Annotated in this window: 23 protein-coding genes; 4 read left to right on the top strand and 19 right to left on the bottom strand. The window is 36.9% G+C overall.

Annotation, left to right across the window (positions count from 1 at the left end; all coding sequences use genetic code 11):
* Positions 1 to 35 precede the first annotated feature (35 nt).
* From A5821_RS15095 to A5821_RS15075, 5 genes are all read right to left on the bottom strand, one after another.
* A complete protein-coding gene (locus A5821_RS15095) occupies positions 36 to 911 on the bottom strand; it encodes a WxL domain-containing protein (RefSeq protein ID WP_086315546.1) in 876 nt (291 codons plus the stop codon).
* A 73-nt stretch (positions 912 to 984) separates the two neighbouring features.
* Positions 985 to 1,842: a WxL domain-containing protein gene (locus A5821_RS15090; RefSeq protein WP_086315545.1), complete on the bottom strand. Its 858-nt coding sequence runs from the start codon at positions 1,840 to 1,842 to the stop codon at positions 985 to 987.
* A 47-nt stretch (positions 1,843 to 1,889) separates the two neighbouring features.
* Positions 1,890 to 2,213, bottom strand: coding sequence for an LPXTG cell wall anchor domain-containing protein (locus A5821_RS15085; protein WP_086315544.1), 324 nt, complete (start codon positions 2,211 to 2,213; stop codon positions 1,890 to 1,892).
* 14 nt (positions 2,214 to 2,227) lie between these two features.
* Positions 2,228 to 6,766: a hypothetical protein gene (locus A5821_RS15080; RefSeq protein ID WP_086315543.1), complete on the bottom strand. Its 4,539-nt coding sequence runs from the start codon at positions 6,764 to 6,766 to the stop codon at positions 2,228 to 2,230.
* 155 nt (positions 6,767 to 6,921) lie between these two features.
* Positions 6,922 to 7,476, bottom strand: a complete 555-nt coding sequence (locus tag A5821_RS15075) for a helix-turn-helix domain-containing protein (protein ID WP_086315542.1) — start codon at positions 7,474 to 7,476, stop codon at positions 6,922 to 6,924.
* 347 nt (positions 7,477 to 7,823) lie between these two features.
* Between A5821_RS15075 and A5821_RS15070 the strand changes: the two genes are divergently transcribed.
* Positions 7,824 to 9,305: a helix-turn-helix domain-containing protein gene (locus A5821_RS15070; RefSeq protein WP_086315541.1), complete on the top strand. Its 1,482-nt coding sequence runs from the start codon at positions 7,824 to 7,826 to the stop codon at positions 9,303 to 9,305.
* Between the two features lie 79 nt (positions 9,306 to 9,384).
* On the opposite strand, the gene A5821_RS15065 is transcribed toward A5821_RS15070, so the two are convergent.
* On the bottom strand, positions 9,385 to 11,607 hold the full coding sequence (locus A5821_RS15065; protein WP_086315540.1) for an ATP-binding cassette domain-containing protein: 2,223 nt from the start codon (positions 11,605 to 11,607) through the stop codon (positions 9,385 to 9,387).
* A gap of 523 nt (positions 11,608 to 12,130) precedes the next feature.
* On the opposite strand from A5821_RS15065, the gene A5821_RS15060 reads away from it, so the two are divergent.
* Positions 12,131 to 12,862, top strand: a complete 732-nt coding sequence (locus A5821_RS15060) for a MerR family transcriptional regulator (RefSeq protein WP_086315539.1) — start codon at positions 12,131 to 12,133, stop codon at positions 12,860 to 12,862.
* 367 nt (positions 12,863 to 13,229) lie between these two features.
* Here the strand turns inward: A5821_RS15060 and A5821_RS15055 are convergent, their stop codons facing one another.
* From A5821_RS15055 to A5821_RS14995, 13 genes are all read right to left on the bottom strand, one after another.
* Positions 13,230 to 13,547 (bottom strand): hypothetical protein, encoded by a 318-nt coding sequence (locus A5821_RS15055; protein WP_086315538.1) that lies wholly within the window; start codon positions 13,545 to 13,547, stop codon positions 13,230 to 13,232.
* Positions 13,540 to 13,809 (bottom strand): hypothetical protein, encoded by a 270-nt coding sequence (locus tag A5821_RS15050; RefSeq protein ID WP_086315537.1) that lies wholly within the window; start codon positions 13,807 to 13,809, stop codon positions 13,540 to 13,542. The genes A5821_RS15055 and A5821_RS15050 overlap by 8 nt, the downstream gene beginning before the upstream one ends.
* Positions 13,810 to 13,973: 164 nt before the next feature.
* Positions 13,974 to 14,258 (bottom strand): hypothetical protein, encoded by a 285-nt coding sequence (locus tag A5821_RS15045; protein WP_086315536.1) that lies wholly within the window; start codon positions 14,256 to 14,258, stop codon positions 13,974 to 13,976.
* A 19-nt stretch (positions 14,259 to 14,277) separates the two neighbouring features.
* A complete protein-coding gene (locus A5821_RS15040) occupies positions 14,278 to 14,586 on the bottom strand; it encodes a hypothetical protein (protein ID WP_086315535.1) in 309 nt (102 codons plus the stop codon).
* Positions 14,587 to 14,607: 21 nt separating this feature from the next.
* Entirely contained in the window at positions 14,608 to 15,864 is a 1,257-nt protein-coding gene (locus A5821_RS15035; protein ID WP_086315534.1) for a hypothetical protein, read from the bottom strand.
* Positions 15,865 to 16,278: a hypothetical protein gene (locus A5821_RS15030; RefSeq protein WP_086315533.1), complete on the bottom strand. Its 414-nt coding sequence runs from the start codon at positions 16,276 to 16,278 to the stop codon at positions 15,865 to 15,867. It abuts the gene before it with no gap.
* Positions 16,279 to 16,671: 393 nt separating this feature from the next.
* Positions 16,672 to 16,854: a hypothetical protein gene (locus tag A5821_RS15025; protein WP_086315532.1), complete on the bottom strand. Its 183-nt coding sequence runs from the start codon at positions 16,852 to 16,854 to the stop codon at positions 16,672 to 16,674.
* Between the two features lie 68 nt (positions 16,855 to 16,922).
* Complete coding sequence (locus A5821_RS15020; protein ID WP_086315531.1) at positions 16,923 to 17,453, bottom strand: DNA-3-methyladenine glycosylase I; 531 nt, start codon at positions 17,451 to 17,453, stop codon at positions 16,923 to 16,925.
* Positions 17,454 to 17,563: 110 nt separating this feature from the next.
* Positions 17,564 to 18,487, bottom strand: a complete 924-nt coding sequence (locus tag A5821_RS15015) for a transketolase family protein (protein ID WP_086315530.1) — start codon at positions 18,485 to 18,487, stop codon at positions 17,564 to 17,566.
* Entirely contained in the window at positions 18,487 to 19,317 is an 831-nt protein-coding gene (locus A5821_RS15010) for a transketolase (protein ID WP_086315529.1), read from the bottom strand. The genes A5821_RS15015 and A5821_RS15010 overlap by 1 nt, the downstream gene beginning before the upstream one ends.
* Positions 19,317 to 20,684, bottom strand: coding sequence for a PTS ascorbate transporter subunit IIC (locus A5821_RS15005; RefSeq protein WP_086315528.1), 1,368 nt, complete (start codon positions 20,682 to 20,684; stop codon positions 19,317 to 19,319). Before A5821_RS15005 ends, A5821_RS15010 begins: the two co-directional genes overlap by 1 nt.
* A gap of 23 nt (positions 20,685 to 20,707) precedes the next feature.
* On the bottom strand, positions 20,708 to 20,989 hold the full coding sequence (locus tag A5821_RS15000; protein WP_086315527.1) for a PTS sugar transporter subunit IIB: 282 nt from the start codon (positions 20,987 to 20,989) through the stop codon (positions 20,708 to 20,710).
* Positions 20,986 to 23,037, bottom strand: a complete 2,052-nt coding sequence (locus tag A5821_RS14995; RefSeq protein WP_086315526.1) for a BglG family transcription antiterminator — start codon at positions 23,035 to 23,037, stop codon at positions 20,986 to 20,988. Before A5821_RS14995 ends, A5821_RS15000 begins: the two co-directional genes overlap by 4 nt.
* Before the next feature lie 524 nt (positions 23,038 to 23,561).
* Here A5821_RS14995 and A5821_RS14990 point away from each other — a divergent pair.
* The gene (locus tag A5821_RS14990; protein ID WP_010770804.1) at positions 23,562 to 24,161 is read left to right on the top strand and encodes a LemA family protein; all 600 of its coding nucleotides are present in this window, start codon (positions 23,562 to 23,564) and stop codon (positions 24,159 to 24,161) included.
* A 6-nt stretch (positions 24,162 to 24,167) separates the two neighbouring features.
* Entirely contained in the window at positions 24,168 to 24,974 is an 807-nt protein-coding gene (locus A5821_RS14985) for a TPM domain-containing protein (RefSeq protein WP_086315525.1), read from the top strand.
* Positions 24,975 to 25,134: the final 160 nt, after the last annotated feature.

Here is a 25,134-nt window from a genome sequence, read left to right as displayed (position 1 = left end):
CGGTAGGAGATTTACTCCCACGCACATTTTTCCTATTAGTTAGATGGAGCGTCTGTTAATGTCCATTTAAGATCTGCTTTATACGCAACATTTGCTTTTGCTTCAGCTGTTGCTGGAATCGTTAATTTTACACCAGTGTCTTCTACTAATGTTTCATAGTCAGCACCAGCTAATTTTTCTTCTTGACCGAATTTCAATGACCACGAACCTGTTCCTGCATTAGCCTTAGCATCTAAAATTGTTTGTGCTCCTGTATTTAATGTTTTTTCAGATGAGAATGTTGTTGGTGCAAGTGGGCTTGTTAATTCGATTTCTGAAGGACCTGCAATAGTCGGTTGAGTTAATGTGATGTTCGCTCCTTTTAGAGTTACTTCTTGATCATCACTATCTTTTCCTTTGAAATCACCTGCTGAAACTTCTAAGTGCCAGCCGCTTAATTTACCACGGTTGTCTACTACTTGAACAAAGTTTGGAATATTTTTATATACAGTTGATTGTGCTGGTGTAATTTCGTTCCCATCTTTGTCAACACCATTCAATGTTAATTGCGTTCCTTTAGCCCATAGCGTCATACCATTGGCGTTTAATTTAATTGGCTTAAATTTTGTAAAGTTTGTATCATCATCCGTTCTTTCGTTGAAGCGGAAGTTCGATACATAAGCAATATTAAAACTTGGGTTTCCGTCACCTTTATTTCCATCACTACCATCTGGATCAACAATACCACCTTCACCGCCGCCTACCGGAGGTACAACTACTTCTGGTGTATCTGGATCTGTATTTGCTTCAAATTGAACTGTTGCTTCAGTATCTGCCTCTGGTTTCTCCACTGTTGCTAATGCTGTTTGATTTCCTAAAACTAGTGTGCTGAATGTTAGGATTCCTAATCCTGCTAATGTCATTTTTTTCATTATTTAAATTTCTCCCCATCGATCTTTATTTTTGTATGCTCTATTATTTTTTTGCATGATTACCCTTATTTATTTATGGTGCAGTTGACAAGACCCAAACTAAGTTTGAACGATAGCTCTTGTTTGCTTTTGGTTGTGCAGTAACTGGAACAGTTAATTTCACACCAGAAGTAGCTGCGCCTGTTGTAGTATCGTCACTTGCAACTGTGATTCCTTTTAGGGTTGTTTTATCTGCTTGAGCTCCCCATGTTAATGACCAAGTTCCTTGTCCTTTACCAGCAGCCGCTTGCAGTACAGTATTTGTGCCTGTCAAAATATCTTTATCCGCTGTTACAGATGTCGTTGGTGCTAGGCTTGCGCTGTCTAAAAGTCCAACAACTTGTGGTTCAGTTAAGTTAATTTGAGCTCCTGCTAATTGGCTTGTTGTAATTTCTTGACCTGCATCGTTCAACTCATAAAATGGTGTTCCTGAGACTTTTACATTCCATCCAGCATTGCTTCCTGTGTTATCTGTTACTTGTAGGAAGTTCGCTAATCCTGCTGTTTTGTCTCCAGTTGGTGTTAACGTACCACCTGTTTCTGTCGCCCAGTTCAACGTTGTTGGTTGAGCAAAAGCGGTCATTGATTTACCTGCAATTTTGATTTCACCAAATTTGAAATTTGATACCCAATTGATGTTGAACGCTTTTGTCCCGTTACCACCAGTACCTTCGCCGCCTGGATCAACAACGCCTGGTTCTTTCTCTGGATCAGTTGGATCAACAACTTCTGGTTTCTCTGGATCGATCGTGCTAGTATCTTCGATAAACTTAACATCTGATTTAGTGTTAGCTGTTGGGTTTTCAGCTAACACACTTGGTGCTCCTATTGTTAGTGCACATAAACTAACTAACCCTAGGCTCAATAATTTCGTTGTGTTGATTTTTTTCATATTTAAACTCTCCTCAATACTTTTTTTATATAAACGTTTTTACACATTTATTTCTTTTTTTGACGGCTTCGGATCATAACAATTAGAATGAGCATAAGCCCAAGCCAACTGACTGTATTTCCGATTATCTCCCCTGTTTGCGGTAACGTTTTACCCACTGGTTTTGCTTCTTGTTCTGTTACTAGAACAGGTGAATTCGTGTCTGGTAATTCTTCTGATACATTAGAATTCGCTTCATAACTATTTTCAAAGCTGATCCCTGCATTACTTTTCATCGACGCCTCTTCTGCTAAGACCATGTGCTGGTTAGAAAAACCAACAATCAAAGCTAGAAGAATGGCAATCAAATATTTTACTTCATTTTTTTTCATGTCATCCTCCTGCTTTATGGTGCACTCGTCAAAATAAACTCGACATCTGTTGAATAAACGGCGTCTTTATCAATCACCCCTGGTGGGACTTGTAAGAAGAAACCTTGCTCTGCTGACCAAGTGACATTGTTACTGGCACCAGGATTCTCTTTTGTATAAATCGTTTGATACCCACTATTTAAACTAATCGTACCGCTTGCTTGTTTAAGCTTTAATTCGGCTCCTTTTAACTGTTTCGAATTAGCACCGCTTGTTTTAAATGGCTCACTCATTTTCGCTTGAATGACCCATGCGGCTTTGGTTTGACGACTATCTAATACAGTGAAGCCCCAATTTGGATCCGTTCGTTTAATTTCTTGGGTCTGTGATTTAATTGTTTGGCTGCCGAAACTTAGTGAAGACAATGGTGAAACAATTTGTAATTCTGGTCCAGTGCCGACAAACGTCGTATCATAGGCATACGTTACATACTGATTACTAGTCGTACTTGTTGGTTCTGCTACCAGAACACGACCATTATCACTTTCACCGACAGCTAAATTAAGTTTTGGATAAGTCTTAAAGCCATTTGGTTTGATTTGTGTATAGTTACTGCTAGATCCACTCGTAGTGAAGTAAGCTGCTAAACTATTGTAATGAGCATCGTAAAGTGCTGTCGTACTAGTTGATTCTGAAGCAATGCTTACTTCTTTCGGTGTTAATTGATTAAAGTAAAGTGGTTTAAAACCGTCTTTTGTTACTAGTACGAAAATGGTTTCGTTATTTGGTAAGTCCGCTAATGGTTGCGCTGGACCTTGATTGTTTGTATATAATGCGTGTTGCCCTTGTTTGACGTAGACTTTTAGAACGTCGCCGTAGTTTACACTTAATTTGCCGTTGGTTCCTAATTGGTCGACCAACTGCGCTGGTGTTTGACTGCCTAATCCTTGAATTGTCACATCATTTACTGCATTAGGGCCATCATTTACTTCTTTGGCATTACTCTGGCCAGTTGCCTGATTAGACATGTTTAGATAGGTAAACTGGTAAAAAGGAACGTTTGGATCGTTACTTGCTAGTGGCATTTGTTCGTTTAAACTAGGCAAATTTCCATAAGCCGAACGTAAATATGGTTTGTTTTTATCATCTTCATGAAGAGTTAACGCTAAAGTTGATTGTCCAGCTTTACTGACATCAGTCTCGCTTCCTCCTAAAGTGATCGCATTCCCCCAACTTACTTTAATAGGAATTTCAATTTTAACCGCTTGACTGCTATCGGCTTCATCAACTACTTCAACTAACATCGCTTCATTGTCAGTGACCCGACTAGTTATTGGCGGTGTAAGAAGATTGACTTTATAATTCGAAACTTCGTTATCACCATCCATCACGTTTTTGACCGTTTGTTGTAGACGATCCGCTGTCCAGTATTGTTCATCTGAGCCTAATGGAATTGTCTGTGTAACTGCTTCAGCACTTAACGGCTTTCCAACTGTGATCGTTATAGTTGTGTCACTTGTCAAATTATCTTTTGTTCCTCGGATCGTTGCTTTGTATTGTTGACCAACTGTAGAATCAGCAGTTAAATCTGTTGTTATTACGGATACTGTAATACCTGTAGACAGTCCTGTAGTATTATCCCAAGCTTTAACTTTTGATTCTTTTAGGATCATCGCTTTTATATCAGCTTCTGATAAACCAGATACCTTTCCTTTGCTAACTGAAAAATCATTTGCTGCGACGGTCAGACCAGTTGTTGGAACTGTACCTTCAATAACATTGATCGGCACTTCAATAATGGTTGTTTGAGTAGGTTCATCACTATCTGTCATTCGGATTTTAACTACTTGTAAGCCAATTTTGGATGTATCAGGCTGTCCATCTACAAATTCAAATGCTGCTTTATGTCCTGGTAAAATTACTGGATCTTTGATTAAGTCGGCTGCAGATTTACTCCAAGCAGTTCCTTGTTTAACTGTTTGAGCAATTGGCGTGCCTCCAAGGTTATAGACATTAACCGTTAGGTTGTATTCTTCTGATGTCAAACCTTCCATCGTACTTTCTTTTTCATAAATAGCTAATAGATTAGTCACATACTGTTTGATTGTTCCCGTTTCTTCATTTAGTTTATCTGGAAGTGTCGCTCTAGGAATGGTTAGTTCCCCATTAAATTGCTTTGTATCATTTGCCACGAATGGTAATTCTGCTTTTTGTCCATTTGGATATTCAACATACAGCGTTCCATTACCACCAACATCCGGAATTTGGCTTAAATTGTAATTTGTCTTAAATTCATTGTCTTTGTAATCTGGATACACATTCCACTCTGGAGGATCAGCGGTTATGATCATATACGGCAATTCCGTTCCAGCAAATACCTCATAACCTGTTTTTAGCGCTTGATTAGAAGCAACTGGTGTATGCGGTGCACCTAATTGGTATGCAGTATCAATACCACTTATGATTACTTCGTCTCTTTTCAAATTATATTGCTCTATTCCAGGTCTTGAAAAATCACTTCTAAACCAGTTTGAGTCGTAAAGATTATTCGCTGCTTTTGGATATTGGGAAGAAGCCCTAAATGCTCCTGGTGCTTGCATAGTATAAGCAGATAAGTAGTTTCCTTTTCCATCTTTAAGCTTTATAGAAAATCGCTTCGTGGAACTGGCTCTCATGTAAAAGCCACTATTATTGCCAGATGAATATAAAGGAACTGTATCTGATCCATAATACGTATCCACATTTTCAAGCATTCCGATAGTTTTAGTCTCAGAATCTGCATTGTAAGTCGTTAAATTAACTGAAAAATTCAGATTTCGGCTAATTCCTAAATCATAAACATAAATCAATTTTTTATCGGTATCGATCAAAATTTCTTTCAGTTCTTTGCCTTTTTTCAAGAAAAATTGTTGAGTAAATTGTGGATTACTTCCTCGACCAATTCCCATACTTCTTTCTGCTGAATTATTACTATCAGAACTGGAATTTACAGGATAAACTAACTTGCCGTTTACAAATGGAATGTTTGACACCAAACTTTCTCCAAACGTATAGGTGAGATTACTACTGTCTTTTATAATAAAGCCATAGTGACTAGATAAATTACCAACTGTAAGCCCTCGTTTGTTGAATCCTAACTTTGATTTATTGATTGGATTTTCAATATAACCATCCTTTGCATTTAAAGGAATACTTGTCCATCCGTCCACAGAGTCTGGAAATACACTGTCTGATAAAAGAGCAATTGGTAAACTAACATTTTTCTGCGTATTATTTGCTAAAGTTATCGTTAGCGAAATTTGATAGCTGCCAATAAGGGAATCTGATGTTAGTCCATTTAAATTCGTAATTTTAATTGGGAGCTTTTCACCCGTGACTGCATCCCATGCCTCAGGACCTAAGTTATTCGTAATAGTCTCAATCAATTCAGAGTCCTTTACCCCAGAAATTTCTGACTTTTTTAAAACATTCAAATTTTTTGTAAAGTTATAACCAAACTTATCGGTGGTATCCACTATCGAAGAATCATCTGTAATCGTTATAGGGATTGGAATGATCGTAGAAACAGCTGTAGCTTTATCTGTCATTTTGATATAACCCATTTTAAAACCAGTTTTACTTGTATCAAACGTATTGGCAGGAACTGTGTCTGTTCCTTCTTTGTCCGCCACCCATTTGTATGTAGCATTTCCAGCCACCGCTCCAGCACTCGATTGATATTTATCAAACAAGTTAGCTCCACTTGTTCCTATATTAAACGTTGTGCCTTGTGCTACCGTAAAGTAATAAGGAGATTTTACTGTAGCACCAAAAATAGTCATATATTTGGATGTTTGTTCTGTTTTCCCACCTAATTCAACAGAAAAGATAACATTTTTATACCCTAAGGAACCATCTAATGCTGCTGAGGTAACTTCTACTGGTAATATTTCTCCTGTTTCTGTATTCCAAGCACTTACATTTGCGATTTTCCTGATGACATCTTTTCTTTCTTCTTCCGTTTTACCAGTCATTTGATCAACAGGTATGATAACCGAACTATCTGAAACTAATCTGACTTGACCGCTAAAAAGCGAAACGGCATTAGAATTGATGACATTCACTGGAATAGGGACTTGAATACTTGAAGAACCTGTTTTTTCTGTTATTTTGATATAGACGGTTTGAAAACCAACGTTCGTACTATTTGGTGTTATTGGTTTTCCATCTATATCAACATATTCCCAAGTTATCCCAGTTGATGGTGTAGGAATACTTAAATTTGTAACTAATTTTTGAAGTTCTGTTGTCGAAGTTCCTGCTGTCGGAAAAGAGCCGTTTTGATTGACTGTCAAAATTCTCGGTGTAGCTGATAGCCCACGTTCATTTGAAATCGCCGTTAATGCACGACCCAATTTACTTAATGATTGAGTTTCTGCCTCTTTTGCTGGAGCTACTTCATTTTCCCCAGTGCTTGGTTCTTGTTCTGCCCTCAGTAATGTACTGGTCTGGCTCCACCAAAGTCCTATTCCAAGAACTGGGATAATAACACTTAACATTTGCCATGCCTTTATTTTTTTGTTTTGTTCCCTCATTTGTTTATTTTCACTCCTTATTCCACTGTTCTTTCCATCACTGAGTTGAAGGCCGCCACCTCCTTTCAAATAATTTTCGATTGGTATGATAACCTTTTACTCGAGAATGTCTTTTTAGCTTTCGTTTACTACTTTATATACGGTTTTGATAGAAACTAACTTATTATTGATTGTTTATTTTTGATCGATAGTCTTGTGTATTTATACACCGTTCCGATTGAAACGTTACATACTTTAGCCACTTCTTGAATCGTCATATTTTCTTTCTCATACATGTATCGAATCCGCTCAATAATATCTTGATTGATTGTAGGCCTACCGCTGGACGTTCCATTCTTCCTAGCAGTTGCCATCGCTTCGTTTGCTCTAATTCGATATGCTTTCTTGTCATGCCTTGCCATAAGATAAAGTAGCTCGAGATAAATTACATTAGAGAATAAATTTGTCGTATAAAACTCATTAATGATCAATGAACCCTTATTCTTTTTAATGAGTGTCAAAATAGGATATAATTGGTTGATCGTAAACTTATCCCCAATACTTGCCAAATTGACGATGACCATTTCATGTTGGATATTTTCTCTTACGAAAAGCTCAAAGCTATCAATTTCTGTTAAGGAAATATCACGATCAACAATTGACTCACACCCTAATTTATATAAAATCTCATACTCTTCAGTAGATGAGCGACTTGTATAACCAATTTTCATATTTCTCACTCCCTTTTCTATCAGTGTCAGTTAAAATCAAGAAACGCTTGTGCACACTACTACGTTTTCTTAAAACTTATGTTACGTGAATACGGAGGCCGATTCTACTTCAAAATCCTCATCTAACAACTTATGTTTTAGAATAAAAAATTTAATAACAGTTCATATTTATAAATAAACTCTACTAAAAACCTTGATATAATAGTAATTATAGATTGTTTTATTTTTCACATTCAGTATTCAAAAATTGGCGATTATTTTAAAAAAAAGACTTTAAAAGTCAATTTGGTTTGGTAAAAAAGTATCTCAAGATTATAATAATGGTACTAACTAAGAGGTGATGAGCTATGGAAAACTTATTAGATACTCAAGAAAAAAGATCACTATTATTTTTAAGAACGCTCTATAATAACGAGCGTTGGTTTACTGAAAAAGAACTCTCAAAAATTGGAAATTGTTCCTCTGATGCCACTTATCGAACCCTGAACCTTTTAAGACAAATTAAATATGATCAAAATGACAGCCTAGAAATTATCAGTAAAAAAAATAAAGGCTTTTTTCTGCAAGCGACACCTTTACATTCGATTGGAGAAACTGAAAGTCTGTTTATTAAAGACACTATTAGCTATCGATTGATCGACTTAATTTTTCATGAGCAAGGCTTCACTTTAGTAGATTTAGCAGAAATTTTTTATGTCTCAACCAGTACAATTTATCGTAGACTTAAAAATTTAGCTGATTATTTTAGTGAAAATGGCCTATCACTCAACATGAATAATTTTGTCATTTCCGGACCTGAGCATATCATCAGAGAATTTTTTTATCGCTTTTATTGGTCTGTTATCAAAAGTTCTCAGTGGCCTTTTAAAACAATCTCATTTGAAGAAACCTTAAATCTTTATAATGAAAAAATGAACGCTTTATCCTTTCAATTAACTGATACAGAACGACTTCAATTTTTATATCGTTTAGCAATAAATCAAATTAGATACCAACATCACCATTTCATAGATATAGCCCCAAATAAAGATATTATCGATCCTTATATCGAACGTTATTCGCAGTATACAAAACAATTTATAACAGAAGATATTCCAATCGCTTTTCACATTAATGAATGGACATTTTTATCTTTGATCCTCATCTCAAACCCTGTTTTCGATGAGCTTCATAGCGATTACGAACTCAAAGTAAACTGGCATAAAGAAAAAAGAACTTCTGCCTATTTATTTGCTATCAGTTTGATTCATGCTTACAAAATTCGTAATGAAAAACTTATATTCAAGGATGAAACTAAACTAATTTTTAGGCTATTGTCTTCCTACACCTATACAATTGCTTTTTCAGAATTGACTATCCATCATTTGAATGTCAAAAACATGCTTCTATCAGTCTCAGAATTAAACTATAGTTTTTTTGAACAATCTCAGCTAATCATGGAAAGTATTCTCCATCTTTTTCCTAAAAATAGAAATCATTTTGATCAAGATTATCTGTTATACAATATTATTCTCACTATTAGTTCCTCACTTAAATTGAAAGAACTACGAAAGGAAATTTTTGTGAAGTTAATCTGTACAGTAGAGCCTCTCAGTGAAGAATACCTCAGTCAAAAACTTATCAAATTCTCGAATCATAATTTGGTCGTTCATACTGGTACAAATGAACAAAGCCATGATGGGTATTACGATCTGTTATTATCAGATTTCCATTTTGACGATCACATTTATCCCCACGCTTCAAAAACCTATATTTGGGATTTTCTTCCAAATGAACGAGATTGGAAAAATATATTTGCTCTTATAGACTCTATTGCCAATGAAGACTAATACAGATAAAGTTCCATTCTGTTATAAACAAAAAAAGCCGAAGAGAAATGAATCTCTTCGGCTTTTTTTATTTATAGCACTAGATAAATTGCCCCGTAATCGAGGGACTATGTTTTATGTCTCCTGGTTTCCCTTCAAACACAATTTCCCCACCTTGGTTCCCGCCATCTGGTCCAATATCTACGATCCAATCTCCTTGCTTGATCAAATCAACATGGTGCTCGATCACAACGACCGTATTTCCTTGATCTACTAAATGATTCATGATTTGAAGTAAATGCTCAATATCGGATAAATGTAACCCAGTAGACGGCTCATCCAACACATAAATACTGCCTTTTTTGTAAAACTCACTGGCTAATTTCATGCGCTGACATTCACCGCCTGATAAGGTGTTCATTGGTTGACCTAAAGTTAAATAACTTAATCCTACTTGATCCATAGCCTTGATTTTTTTTGAAATTGCTGGCTCTTTGAAAAATTCCAGCGCATCTTCCACTGTCAGTGCTAATACTTCCGTGATATTTTTTCCTTGAAACTGATACGCTAATACTTCTTGTTTATAGCGCTTGCCGTGACATACCTCACATTCACTTTTGATCGTATCCATAAAAGCTAAGTTCGTCTCGATGTAACCTTGTCCTTTACAGTTTTCACAACCACCTTTGGAATTGTAACTGAATAAAGATGGTGAAACATCGTTTGCTTTGCCGAATAGTTTTCTGATATTATCCATGATTCCAATATAAGTTGCTGGATTGGAACGTGAATTTGTTTGTGCGGCAGCTTGATCGATCACGATTGCTTCGGGATACTTTGCTAAAAAGGAATCTTTGACTAAGGTACTTTTCCCTGAACCTGCTACACCTGTGATCATCGTCAATGTTTTTTTAGGAATCCGCAGTGCACTATCTTTTAAATTATGCATGTTTGAAGAACGTCCTTGATAAAACTCTTTCGCAGGCCGAACTTCGCTTTTTAATACGGTTTGATTGTTCAAAAAGTTTCCAGTTAGCGTATTTGATGAAAGTAATTCCTGATAAGTCCCTTCAAACATGATGTTCCCGCCATGTTTTCCAGCTTGCGGCCCAACCTCGATTACATGATCGGCAATTTTAATCACATCTGGATCATGTTCGATCACGATCACAGTATTGCCTTTATCTCTCAGCTTAAACAACAATTCATTTAAACGATGGACATCTCTAGGATGCAGTCCAATACTAGGTTCATCAAAAATATAAATCAAATCCACCAAACTATTGTTTAAATGTTTGACCATTTTCACGCGCTGCGACTCACCACCAGATAAGGTGGTCGTTTCTCGATCTAAACTTAAATAGCCTAAACCAATTTCAACTAAATGACTGATTTTTTCTTTCAAATTTTTAATGATTGGTTGTGCATTGGGAACTTCCAAGGTTTCCAGCACTTTGAGCATTTTTCCAAGTTCCAATGACGTAAAATCAGCAATCGAATAGTCTCCAACTTTTACAGCTAAAGAGGCTTGTGATAAACGTTTCCCATCACAAGTCGGACAACAAGCTTCTAAGGTATATTCATTGATTAGCTTTTGTGTTCTTGGAGAAATTTCGCCTTCTTTTTGTAGATATAGACGATTAAATTTAGTGAATAACCCTTCGTAGGTTAAATTGACACCATCGATTTTGACTTTGAAATCTTTTCCATAAAGCAATGTTTCTAATTCTTGTTCTGTGTAGTCTTCAATTTTTTTATCATTATCAAAAAGACCTGAATCTAAATAACCTTTCATATACCATTCCGTGTTTTTGAATGCTGAAAACTGAATAGCTCCACTATTTAGAGACTGCGAGCAATCTAAGAATTTATCTTCATCGATGCGTACAGTTTTGCCAATACCTTGACATTCAGGGCACATGCCTGCCTGATCGTTAAACGAAAAATAATTAGCTGTGCCAATACTTGGTTTGCCAAATCTTGAAAACAGAACTCGAAGTAAAGGATTGATATCTGTGATTGTTCCTAAGGTTGAACGAGAATTTCCACCGAGACGTTTTTGATTGATGACAACAGAAGTCGATAAGTTTTCAATACTATCCACATCTGGTTGTTGATATTTAGGCAGAAAATTTTGGATAAAGGCGCTAAAGGTTTCATTCAACTGTCGTTGGGATTCATTGGCAATCGTTTCAAATACAATCGAAGATTTTCCTGAACCTGAAACACCTGTAAAAACGGTGATTTTTCGTTTCGGTATTTTTACAGAAACATTTTTCAAGTTGTTCTCTTTCGCCCCATTGATCGTTATATATTCTGTCATAAAAATCCTCCTTAAAATAAAAATGATCAACACTTTCTGCGAAAGTCTTGTACTTTTCAACATCAGTTCACTTCATTCACTGTGTTTCAAAGCAAAAGCGTAGCGAGCTCGCCCAGCTCTGACTGGAAAATAGGAAAAATCGACTGAGACGCTTTTTGGCTCATTCTATTTTTATCTTTTTCCCGAAGAGCTAGCCCGCGTACCTAGATAACCTATGGTGGCAATGTTCCGCTTTGCTTCACCTTGTACTTTTCAACATCAGCTCACTTCATTCACTGTGTTTCAAAGCAAAAGCGTAGTGGGCTCGTCCAGCTCTGACTGGAAAATAGGAAAAATCGACTGAGACGCTTTTTGGCTCATTCTATTTTTATCTTTTTCCCAAAAAGTTAGCCTGTGTAACTAGATAATATTTAGACTAACCCTATCGTAGCACATTCATGCAAGTTCTAAGGTTTCCGATTGTAATCTTTGTTAAATCAATTATAATAAGAGAAAACATTGTCATCCGGAGGAATAGTTTATAATGATTCGACCGATTGAAATTGCGAGAGAATTAACTATCAGCACAAGCTTATTACGCCATTATGAAAAAAAACAACTCCTTCCCTTGCCTGAGCGAAGCAACAGCGGTTATCGTCTTTATACAGAGGAAAGTCTGCACTATTTCCGAGCGATCAGAACGACAACGATTACTTATGGTTATCATGCGACTCAAAAAATCATGGCAGCGATCCAAGCTCATGATTTTACAACCGCATTCTGGTTATTGAATGAAGAGCAGGTAAAATTAAACCAGCGAAAAAAGATATCTGATCAAACCTTAGCACTTCTTCATGAAGAAGAATGGCAAGAAATCACCCAAATGCCAACAAGGGGATGGCTAACGATTGGAGAAACAGCTGAACGTTTAGCTATTACAGAAACAGCCATTCGCCACTGGACCAAAGAGCGGTTACTTGAAGTACCTCGAGATCCAGAGAGTAATTATCGAATGTTTGATGAACATGCGATTCAGCAATTATTATTTATCCGTATGATTCGAGCTTCAACTTGGTCACTGGATGAGGTTCGGAAAATCCTTGCTCAGTTTCAGGCTGATTCTCCTAAGCGGATGATCGAACTTGCAGAGCAATCCTTACGAGCTTTGAATGAGTTATTGAAGCGTCAAATGATTTCTACTAAATATATTTATGCGTTGATTCAGTTTTTGGAACCAGAGTTTTTTGAAGATTTTCCTAGTACTGATTTTTATTAAATTACAACAAAGATCTAGAATTAAACTAAATCAAATTACTTAATTGCTCCTGCGATTACTCGTCGCATAAAAAGAATTGCTCCTGCGATTACTCGTCGCATAAAAAGAATTGCTCCTGCGGTTACTCGTCGCATAAAAAGAAATCATTTCTATAAGTTGAATAGCATCTTCGATAGTTTTTCAAGGATATGTAGGTTTCTAAGTAAAAAAATGATTGGGACATAACTCTATGAGTCATATCCAAATCATGTGGAATCTAGATAAACGTTAGGAGCAGAAGCAACTCCTTCTGAATGAATGCTCCTGTCCCATCCTCTCGAAAAAAAGCTGAGGAAGAAACTGTAGTATTCTTTTTCAAATTGGCTGCTTATCTATTTTCATGTTTCCACTGTTCATAGAAAGTAGCTAACCGCTTGATATGAAGAGGAATACGTTCGGGTGAAGCTTCTAAAAAAGTCAATGCATTATTTTCTGCTGCAATCATTCGTTGGTCAACAGAAGTCATGATTTTTTCCATTTCTTGTTCTAGTGTGTGAAGATTATCTGCAAAATCTAAATGTTCTGCAACAGCTTCTGGATTATTAGGAAACTGTCCTTCCAGCTCTTTTTTTAATGCTTCACGAACATAAGGATAGTATTGTGAGGGATCCATTTCTACATTTATTTTGGGACGTTTTTCAGTCATGAGGTCCCTCCTTTGGTTTTTCTGACGAGAGTGGTGGTACTAGGTGAAGGTCAGGTTTCTTTGCTGGTTGTTCAAGCCCCGACCACTTCTCCACCAATTTCTGTGTGTCTTGAATCGTTTCAAGCATCCGGGCCATTATCTCACTAGTATTTTTTTCAACAGTCGCATGCATTTGTTGCTGCTTCGCTACAGTTTCCTCGCCTATTTTTCGGACAAGTTCTTTTTGCCGTTCCTTTTCACGTTCAAGTTCTTTTTCATCCATAAAAACACCTCTTTTTTATTTAATTGCTCAGTCAACATCATAAAGGATTATACCTTATTCCAACAGCTCGCGACGCGTTCATCAGTCGAAAAAAATCATTTTATCTATCTCTACATTAAAATAGAAGCCTTGTACCTTTCAAAGAACTAGAAAATCCATTTCGTCTATATTGATTGAATTTTCGAGGTCTGTTGTTTTATTGCCGCTTTTACTTTTTTTCCTGTTTGTCCTTTCAGAGAATTGCCTAAATTACTCGATAAACTCTCTAAAGAACTTTTTAATTCATTTATGTACGTGTCCGTAATTGATTTTATTTCTTGTTCTCTTGATGCGTGCTCCATAAGTGCGGCAGTCCCTACGAAAGAACGAATATTATTTTTTTGTCGTGCTTTTCTAAGCTCCTTTAATCCTGCTTCATCGAGGATTTCATCTGTGAATATCTCTACCATACCTTTTAAAATGCTCCTTTTAATTTTCTAAATTACGTAGTTCTGTTCTGTAGTTCTGTTCTAACTCGTCCATCTCGTGTATTATTTTTTTTCTTTCTTGATTAAATTGATCCTCTAATTCCAACGATTCATTTTGGAAGTGATGATACGCTTCAGATATGGCTTCGCGACCAAAAGGAAGTTTTCCTGCCCAATACTCTGTTTCTTTGATATAGTCATCTATTTCTTGAAATACTTTTGTTTTATTCCAAGCTAACTGATCTTCTTTTTCCTCATATATGCGTAACTCTTTTAGATACTCTAGCTTTAGTTCTTCTTCTTTATCCATTCTTAACGCATTCCTTTACAGTTATTCTGGTTGAAATTGTTTCGCTAATTGTTGATCAACAGATAATAGTGTTTCAATACTTCCATGAATTTCTGTTTTCAGCGTATCACAACTGCTTGCGATCTCTTTGTATTCAGCAATTTTCGATTCATTTCTCTCTTTAGGCCGATCAGAAACAATTGATTTACTGACACCTATAGATTCAAGTGCGTCTAGTACTTCTGGTTCGCTTAAATCAGGACCTAATGTTTTTCCTGCTTCTAAGGATTTTCGCCAAGAACGTTCTGCTTTTTCTGTTTGCCGACGAAGGAAACTTTCTGCTTCCAAAAACGTTGCATTGACTGTACTCATTTGTGCATTTAACACAAGAAGTGCTTCAACACTGTCTAAGAAGATAGCTTCATTGGCTGATAAACCGCCGCCACTTTTCTTTAACTTATTTCGCAAGAACTTCATCCATGCTTGTGTGCTGTTAAGAACACCTAGTAAGCGCTGTTTATCATTCTCAGCTCTTTTTTTGATTGCTTTTTCATTGAATGCATTGTCAGGAATTAACAAACGCCCCGTCTTTTTATCAAATTCCCACATAGCCAGACTATGGTAAGCACCACCAATTCGATCAGCCATCTTTCCATCTTTTTCCATATCAATAATAATCGCAAACTCTCGACCCGTCACTCGAAGTCCTCCGACAGCATCATTTCTATTGCGATAATTATAAAACATACCTGGGTTGTCTTTTGCCCATTTTTTTCCATCTTTTGACATCATACTTCCAGCATATGGACCATTGAATCCCACGTTAAGCCATTTGTTTTCTGCGGCAATGTAAAAAGCTAAACTTTCTCCTAAAGAATGTCCTGTCGTTGTGATCGTCGCAAAAGGATATTTATTTCTAATAGACTCTGCGAATTGTCGGGCTGTGAGAGATTGAGGAACTACAGATTTTGGTGCTCCAAACCAATCAAATGATTTCAGTTTATCACTTCCTGCACCCACGGTTTGTATATCTGTTGCTATATCTAAACTATCTGATTGATTCGTTCCTGCATAGGCAATCACTACTTGTGTGGTGTCTGCTTTTCCGTTAACTACTGGGGCAACAGCCATTGCTTGCATTCCATTTTTAGGTTCATGTTTCACATCAAGAATTTCATATTCAATTCCTGTTAGTTCTCTAACAGCTCCTTTTTTCATAGTAGGATCGTAATCTTCATGTTTAGGATCTAGCCAATAAACTTCCTCACTTATTTGATTGTATTCTTTATCTGTAAACATCTATAATTCTTCCTTTTCCCTATTTGAGTAATGAACCATAATTTTTTTAGTTGTAGTTCCTTTAACTTGTGCTTTCCTATTTTCAATACCGTAGCTACCAATTTCATTACGTTGTTTCCAAAAACTATATGTAAACTCTACTGCTTCATTATCTGAAGTTATCAATTTTACAAACATACGGTATGCTCCTGTCATTTTATTGTACGAAGTTTTTTCAAATTCTACAGATTTGATATTGGCAAATGTCTTTTTTAAAACAATTGCCGATTCTCTTTCTGTTTTTAATAAACTCTGTTGTTCTTCTTTAGCTTTATCTTCTGCATTTTTATCCATATACAATTTCCCTCCAAATCCTATTCCTAATACAATTAAAATGACAAAAATAAATACTACTACTTTGTTTTTTTTAATCATCTCTTTTTCTCCAATCTACAGTAGTACCCATATCTGATACAAGCCACCTCATCTATCTAAATTTCTTACAGTCTATGACCAATCACAGAAGAACTATTTTGATCTGTTCTTTCCACATTGTTTGCAACTTCGTTCAATTATTTGTTGACCTGTTCTAATAGTTCAGTAAACTCGCTTACTTTTGCATTTAAAGTAGTAAATTGATGGTTAACGTTGGCAAAACAACTACTTCAAGGAACCTTATATCGTATTTTTTTTCAGATTGTATTTCCTGTACAATATATACAACTTATAGTAAATCATATTTCATTTTATCACACTAATCTGTTGATTTTTTTCAAAATATTAAAAAAAGACCTATATTTCTGATAGAAAACAAGTCTTTTGACGCGTTCATTTATTATTCATAGCCAGACTAATGGTAAGCGTTGCCCCATCGATCAGCCATCCTTTTGTCTTTTCCATATCAATAATAATGGCAAACTCTCGATCGGTAACTCGAAGTCCTCCGATAGCATCATTTCCATTGCGATAATTATAAAATATGTCTGGGTTGTCTTTTGCCCATTTTTTCACATCATACTTCCATCAATAGGAATAATCGCATCTTTATCCTATTTTAGCGTTGTATTTCTAAGAAGTTATCATCCCTCTCGATTCAACACTTCATCTTGAATCATCCCACTAGCTTTCATAAACATATAGGTCACAACTGGGCCAACAAAAGTAAAGCCATGCTTTTTCATATCTTTCGCCACATTTTTAGATAGCGGCGTAACATTTGGCACTTCATACGCTTCTTCGTATACATTTAAATGAGGAACTCCGCCAACAAAATCCCACATATACTCAGAAAAACTGCCATATTCTTTTTGCACAGCCAAAATTGCTTGCGCATTTTGAATCGTGGCATTGATCTTTCTCGGATTGCGAATCATTTCTGGATCGTTTAAGATTCTTTCTACATCATCAGGCATCATAGCCGCAACTTTTTGAATGTCCATATTATGGAAGTTTCTTAAAAAAGCATCAAGTTTACCAGCAGCCGCTTTCCAACTTAATCCAGCTTGAAAGGTTCCCACCGTTAACAGAATAAAAAGCAATCGATCATCATGCGTCGGTTTGCCCCACTGATTATGGTACCAGTCAAATTTTGATGGTTGGTTCTTTTTCATATCATTCTCCTATAAATAATTATTTCTTTTATAATAGCACAGTGAGGAAAGTTCGCCCTATCTTAACGAAAAAAGAGCTTGGAATACATCCAAACTCTAAAACGACTCAACTACTGCAACAAATCACACATAGCCTTAAAAATATTATCTGCTTTCAATCCATAAACTTCTTTCAAATGCTCTAACCTACCCACTTGACCGAATTGTTCTTTGACACCGATTCGCTTCATTTTCACCGGCTGATTTTCAGCAACGATCTCCGCTACAGCACTGCCCAATCCACCGATAACATTATGATTCTCTGCCGTTACGATTGGTCCTAAACTAGCCGCTTCAATTACGATTTCTTCATTCATCGGTTTGATTCTAAACAAGTCGATCACTTGAACTGAAATCCCTTGTTCCTCTAAATCATGGGCCGCTTGAAGCGCTTCTGCTACCATGATTCCACTAGCAAAAATCGTCCCATCCATCCCAGCTTTTAACTTACAGTATCCTTTGGAAAAGTCTTCATCACCTGTATATAAGGGATTCGCTTGTTTACGAATCGTCCGAATATAGAACAACCCTTGTGCGGTATGTGCATATTCTAAAATCGCTTTAAACTGATAAGGATCTGAAACTTCATATATATGATTTCTTGGAATCACCCGCATCAAGGCAAGATCTTCAAACGGCATATGAGTTCCGCCATTCATTTCAGCTGTAACACCTGGGTCGGTCCCCACGATCACCGCATGATTCTGAGCATATCCTAGAGAAAGAAAGACTTGATCAAAGGAACGTCTTGTCGCAAAAGGGGCAAATGTGTGAATAAATGGAATAAATCCTGTAACAGCCAAACCTGCGGCTGCCCCCATTTCTTCGGCTTCCATGATGCCCACATTAATGTAGCGCCTGCCAAGTTGTTCCTTTAACTTACTCGTCCCCATTGAGCTGGCTAAATCTGCTTCTAATGCTACAACTTTGGGGTCTTTTTCAGCTAACGCTAAAATCGTTTTTGTATAGACTTGCCGCATTTCTAAGTCTTTCATTATTGATTCACCTCGATCTTTTCAGCCAACGTTGCAATGGCTTCTTTAATTGCTGCTTTTCCTGCCTCATCAGGTCGAATATGATGATTGTCCACTAATTCTTCAAAGTAAGGAACTCCTTGTCCTTTAACTGTATCTAAAACAATCGCCGTTGGTTTATCGATCATTTGTTTCGCTTGATTCAACGCAACTTCGATTGCATCAACATCGCCGCCATCCACACGCCAACTATTGAAACCAAAAGCCTGCATTTTTTCAACAAAATCAAACGGATCACAAATATCTGTTGTATAACCATCTAACTGTTTTTTATTATCATCGATCAACACAATTAAATGATCTAACTTCTGATGTGCCGCAAACTGAAACGCTTCCCAGCATTGCCCTTCATTTAATTCTCCATCGCCAACGATTGCAAACGTATAATTTTCTTTCCCTAACAACTGATTGCCTTTTGCAATCCCAGTTGCCGCTGAAATCCCTTGACCAAGGGAACCTGTCGTCATATCTACTCCAGGCGTTTTGATTCGATCTGGATGCGAAGGAAGATTCGTTCCATTTTGATTTAAACTGAAAAGAAACGCTTCATCAAAATAGCCCTTTAAAAACAACGTAGCATAAAGCGCAGGTCCTGCATGCCCTTTCGATAAAACAACATAATCACGGTCTGGATCGTCTTTTCTTTCTGGTGAAACATTCAAAACTTTTCCATACAAAACTGCTAACACTTCAACAATCGATAAACTACCGCCAAAATGCCCAAAACCTAAATTATCTAATTCTCTCATCGTATAATAACGAATCTGATCTGCAAATTTCTGCGTGTCCATTATGCAGCCTCCTTCGTTTCATTCACCTTTTTCTTGCCGAAAACCGTTAATCCGATCAATAACGCTAACACCGCTAAAACGCCAGCAACAACAGCGATTTGACCACCCATATCAGCTAATTTACCAAGAAAAATCCCCGTTACACCATAATCCGTATCAGAGAATGTCGAGCCTTGGAAACCTAAATCTCCCATAACTGGCATCAATAAAATCGGCATAAAACTAATGATCACGCCATGAATAAATGAACCCACCACAGCACCACGGACACCGCCGGTAGCATTACCGAAAACACCTGCCGTCGCCCCACAGAAGAAATGCGGCACTACACCTGGAATAATCACAGTTGTTCCTGTAGCGATCATAATAAACAAACTAACGATTCCACCAACAAAACTAGTTAAAAAACCAATCAACACAGCGTTTGGCGCATAAGGAAAAACGATTGGACAATCCAATGCTGGAATTGAATTCGGTACTAATTTTTCAGAAATCCCTTTAAATGCTGGCACAATTTCAGCCAAGATCAAACGGACTCCAGCTAAAATCACAAAGACACCTGCCGCAAACATCCCTGCTTGTTGTAACGCATAAATAATATAATTAGTCCCATTGCTAAGGTTTTTAGAAATAAAGTCATTCCCTGCAAATAATGCCACGATTGTATACACGATTCCCATCGTCAATGTAATGCTAACTGTTGAATCTCGTAAAAATGACAAGCCTTTTGGAAAATTAATATCCTCTGTTGACTTCTCTTTATTTCCTACATATTTTCCGATAAAACCACTAAGTGCATAGCCAAAGTTTCCAGTATGCCCCAATGCCACTGAATCATTTTTCGTGATTTGTTTGGTAAATGGCTGAGCGATTGCTGGGAAAATCGTATTCGCTAACCCTAACGCCAAACCACCGACTAACACTAACGGCACTGCACTCATTTTGGTAACACTCATAATCACCGCAATCATACAGGCCATATAAAGTGTCGCGTGACCTGTTAAATAGATATATTTAAACCTCGTAATCCGCGCGATCAATATATTAAACGCCATTCCCGCTAACATAATAAGTGCTGTATACGTTCCATATTTCGTTAAAGCTAAAGCAACGATTGCTTCATTATTCGGCACCACACCTTGCATATTAAACGCATGCTGGAACATTTCACCAAACGGTGCCAGTGACCCTTCGATCACACCAGCTCCAGCTGTTACGACTAAAAAACCAACAAACGTTTTGATTCCGCCACGGACAACATCTGAAATCGGCTTTTTCTGTAACCCTAATCCGAGAACCGCGATCAAGGCCACCAAAATTGCTGGCGTACTTGCGATATCGATCAATATATTTAAAATACTATTCATATTTTTCTCCCACCTTCTTCAGTTTAGAGTAACCCATTATCCACACAAACCGCTTTGACCTTTTCTCTTAACTCATCCATATCAATAATGCTGTCCAACACAACCACATTCCCTAAGTGCTGCGCACTATCCGCTAAATCCCCGCCTACAAAAAAGACATCCGCTAAATCCGGCGTTGCACTGCCCATATCATAATGCGCTACCTCAATACCTGTTACCCCCAATTCTTTTAACACACTGTTGATATTCATTTCCACCATAAAACTAGATCCTAAACCAGATCCGCAAACTGCTGCCATTTTCATAATGATTCTCCTTCCTTTACTAACTGAATGATTGTTTCTTGGTCTTTTGCTGCTAATAATTTCTCTACATTCTCTTTGTTGGATAAAATTTTCGTCAAACTCGCCAAGGCTTTTAAATGCATTTCATTATCTACAGCTGCCAAACAGATAAAAATCGTAATGTCATGCTTTGGGTCATCTAAAAGTAAAACAGGCTCTTCCACTTTTAAAAGAGACATCCCCAATTGGTTGACCCCATCTTCTGGTCTTGCATGAGGCAATGCGATACCTTTGCCAATATGAATAAAGGCTCCATAATCTTTGACCTTTTGGATCATTGCTTCAATATAGCCCTCAGTAATTTTCCCTTGCGTTTTCAAAGGCTGAGCTGCATAAGCAATTGCTTCTTCCCACTCTAATTTTTTATCCGTCAACTGGATCATATCTGTCGTTAACAACTCCGATAGCATTGGCTTCTCATCTTCTTTCACTTTCAATTTTTTGATCATTTTGCGATTTAAGATACGGTAAATTTTTTCTTTGGTAACATCTTTTTTTAATTCGATATACGGTAATAAAGTCTCGATAATTTCATCTATAGAAGGAACTACGATTCCAGGGATCAGTAAATCTTCTTGCACACAACGGATTAAATTATTCTTTTCCAATTGAGACATGATTGGATTGACTAGATAGATTTTCTTTGGTGTATTCAATGGAACGCTAGAAAAAATCACATCATATTCAGATTCAGCAATACTTTCGAGTTGATCGACGGTTGTTGTTAAGCTAAAATCGATTGTTGGAAAGAGCTCTTTCAATTCTGATTGCATGATTAAGGATGAACTGATACCACTTGGACACAAAACCAATGCTTTATAACGGATCACCCGATTTAGCTCCCGTTGATTGCCAATTTCACCACCAAATAAAATCGTAAAATAACCAACCTCTTCGTCTGGAATTGGTTTACCCACCAACTTTTCTAATGGACACAGCGCCGTTTTGGTTAAGGTGAATATTTCACCATACTGTTCTTTTATTTCTTCGGTCAATACATTAGCTAGCGAAAATTGATACTTGATTCTAAAAAAAGCTGGCACCAAATGATAAAACAGATCTAGCAGTAATTTTCGATACGCTTTAAACTCGATTGCTGCTAAGCGTTCCATCTCATGAATGATCTGACTAGCGCATTCCAGCAAATATTCTAAGGCAGTATCTCTGATTTCCCCTTGGGTGATCGTCATGAAAATTAGAGTAAAATATAATTGCTCCATTTCGGAATCTACTATTTCTGGGAACTGTCTCAAAAATTGCTGACTTGCTGAAAAAGCATTTAGTTCTTTTAAAGTAACGTCTACTTGTTCATCCACTCTAAAAGAATAAGTCTTAGCACGCCTTAAAACATAAGACATAAAATAAATCGTCTCTTCGATCCGGCTTGGAACAATCACTAGCTCATTGGCTTTGATCGTCTCAAAAAAATAAGAACGAACATCGGCTTCAAAAATGGTTGAATAGTTCATCAATCCCTTTGTCAAACCCCATTTTCCTGAAATTGACGTAACCACATTGGCAATCATTTGATGGGCTTGTATACGAATCTGTTCTTCAAGACCCGTCAAATAAAAACCTTTTTTTCTCGAATACTCTAAATTGAGTTGCTTCTTACTCAAACGTTCCCGCACCTTTTTGATATCCGCCAAAATGGTATTCTTACTAACTTGAAGAAATTCTTGATAATGATAAACAGATAAATCCTCATCTGCGATAAACGTCAACAGATACACTAGCGCTTGCCTTTCATACTCCGAATAGAAAATCTCTGTTTCTAGCTTTCCAAAATGAAGTTCCAACCATTTCTCAGATACTCTCTTAGAAAAATAAATTTTGTCTTTTTTCCAGTACACTTGCTCATAGGAAAATTTCTGCAGCTGCTCATTGAGTTTCCCTAGCTGATCGATAATCGTTTCAGCGGGCATTCCTGTGATCTCCTCGATTTCTTGAATGGTGTAACCTACTCCGTGCGGCTTATTGATAAGATAACTCATTCGATAATCAATCATCTTGTTCCTCCTGTATTCACTATATAATGTAAACGCTACAAACCAAAGAAACGTTGGGTCTAATTTCGTTTTGACTTTTCAAAACGATTGGACTCAACTAAAAAAATAACAAAAAAACGAAGGAAGTCAATTGATTACTAACTCCATAGCTTTCTTGTTTACTTTTTAAACCAATCAAAATATAAACTCTGACAAACTATCCATTTCTATAGGAACGAATTATTTTTGAAAGTCGGTTTCTTTGGCTTATCGACTAAAAATCCTTATAATTAGCTTTATAAATCCATTTATTAATAAAAATAGGGCTTAAGATGGATGCTTCAACATTGCAATAATGTTACAATACCATTACATCAAGTTTAAAGAGCTCACTACACTTTTATTCGTATCTAGTTTCAAGAGCTAGTCTCTCGGAAAAAAGATAAAATTTGCTTGTGACATGAAGCGTCACAATCCTATTTTCCTATTTTTCTGTCGAGACTGGACGAGCTCATTACACTTTTAAATTTTAGGAGGAAAAATTTATGAAAAACAACAAAACAAAATTTGGCTTGATTGCTGTGATCGTCATTGTGTTAATAGGCGTTTTCGGAATCAGTCAATACAACGGATTAGCGAAGAAAGAACAATCAGTTGAGTCACAATGGAGCCAAGTAGAAAACGTGATGCAACGTAGAGCAGATCTGGTTCCTAACTTAGTCAACAGTGTTAAAGGTAGTATGCAACAAGAACAAAAAGTCTTTGGTGATATTGCTAAAGCCCGTGAAGCATACGGATCTGCAAACAATGATTCAGATAAAATCAAAGCAAGCCAAGAGTTGGATCAATCTGTAGGTACTTTGATCAATGTCATCAATGAAAATTATCCAGAACTAAAATCAAACGACAATGTACAAACGTTAATGACTCAATTAGAAGGAACAGAAAACCGCATTTCAGTTGAACGCAAACGTTACAATGATGTTGTTAAAGAATACAACGAACAAGTGGTTTCTTTCCCTAAAAACATCTTTGCAAATATGATGGGTCTAGGTAAGAAGGATTACTTTAAAGCTGATCCAACAGCTAGCACTGTACCTTCTGTGAATTTTGATAATTCTACTAGCACATCTAGTGGGAAGTGATGATTCATGAAATTTTTTAGACGAGGTTTATTACCTAGCGTATTATTTTTCCTTGTCACCCTTTTCGTTAGCTTTCAAACACCAGCATTTGCTGAAAGCTTACCTGCTTCACCAGATCATTTTTATTTAGACCAACCAGGAATCTTGGATGAGACAACTAAAAATTTAGTTGAACGAAAAGGCGAGCTTTATAAAGAAAAACCAGAAGCTCCTCAAGTTGTTTTAGCTGTAATCAATTCGACTGATGGTGATAGTATTGATAGTTACGCACCCGATCTTTTTCAAAAATGGAGCATCGGAAATCAAAAAGAAAATAACGGTGTTTTGATTCTTTACGCAGTAAATGACGGTGAGCGGAATGTTCGGATCGAAGTTGGTTACGGCTTAGAAGATGTAATCACTGATAGTATTTCTGGAAATATTCTGCAACAGGCTAAGGATGATTTAAAATCAAGTAACCCTGTTTCAATCAATAAAGGTCTGCAGTATACATTTAATGCCGTAACGACCTTGATTGATAAACATTATGACTATCCTGCAGATAAAAATGCCTTGTCAAATGATGAAATAGAACAAGTTGAATCCGAAGACAGTTCAGATGGGGAAGGATTTTTCAGTGTTTTCTTTGTCCTTCTTATTATCTTACCGTTTCTATTCTCTAAAGGAGGACGTGGTGGTCGCGGCGGTGGTCCTTGGTATTGGGGCGGCGGCGGCTTTGGCGGCGGCTCTTCAAGCGGAGGCGGAAGCTTTGGTGGCGGTGGCGGCTTCTCTGGAGGAGGCGGTTCTTCCGGCGGCGGTGGCGCTAGTATTTAAGAACTGATCGCACCTATTTTGGCTATCTAAATAAAAAAAGAGTAGACCTTTTTGGTTTACTCTTTTTTTGCTCCCTAAAATAATATATACTCTTTAAATATAAAAGTATAGACATTTATAAAGTAAAGTGGTATATTATTTTTTGTAATCGATTACAAAT

Origin of the sequence: Enterococcus sp. 7F3_DIV0205, from assembly GCF_002141365.2 — a bacterium.
In the GTDB taxonomy this organism is placed as follows: Bacteria; Bacillota; Bacilli; order Lactobacillales; family Enterococcaceae; genus Enterococcus_L; species Enterococcus_L palustris.
This window is presented reverse-complemented; position numbering and strand designations above follow the sequence as displayed.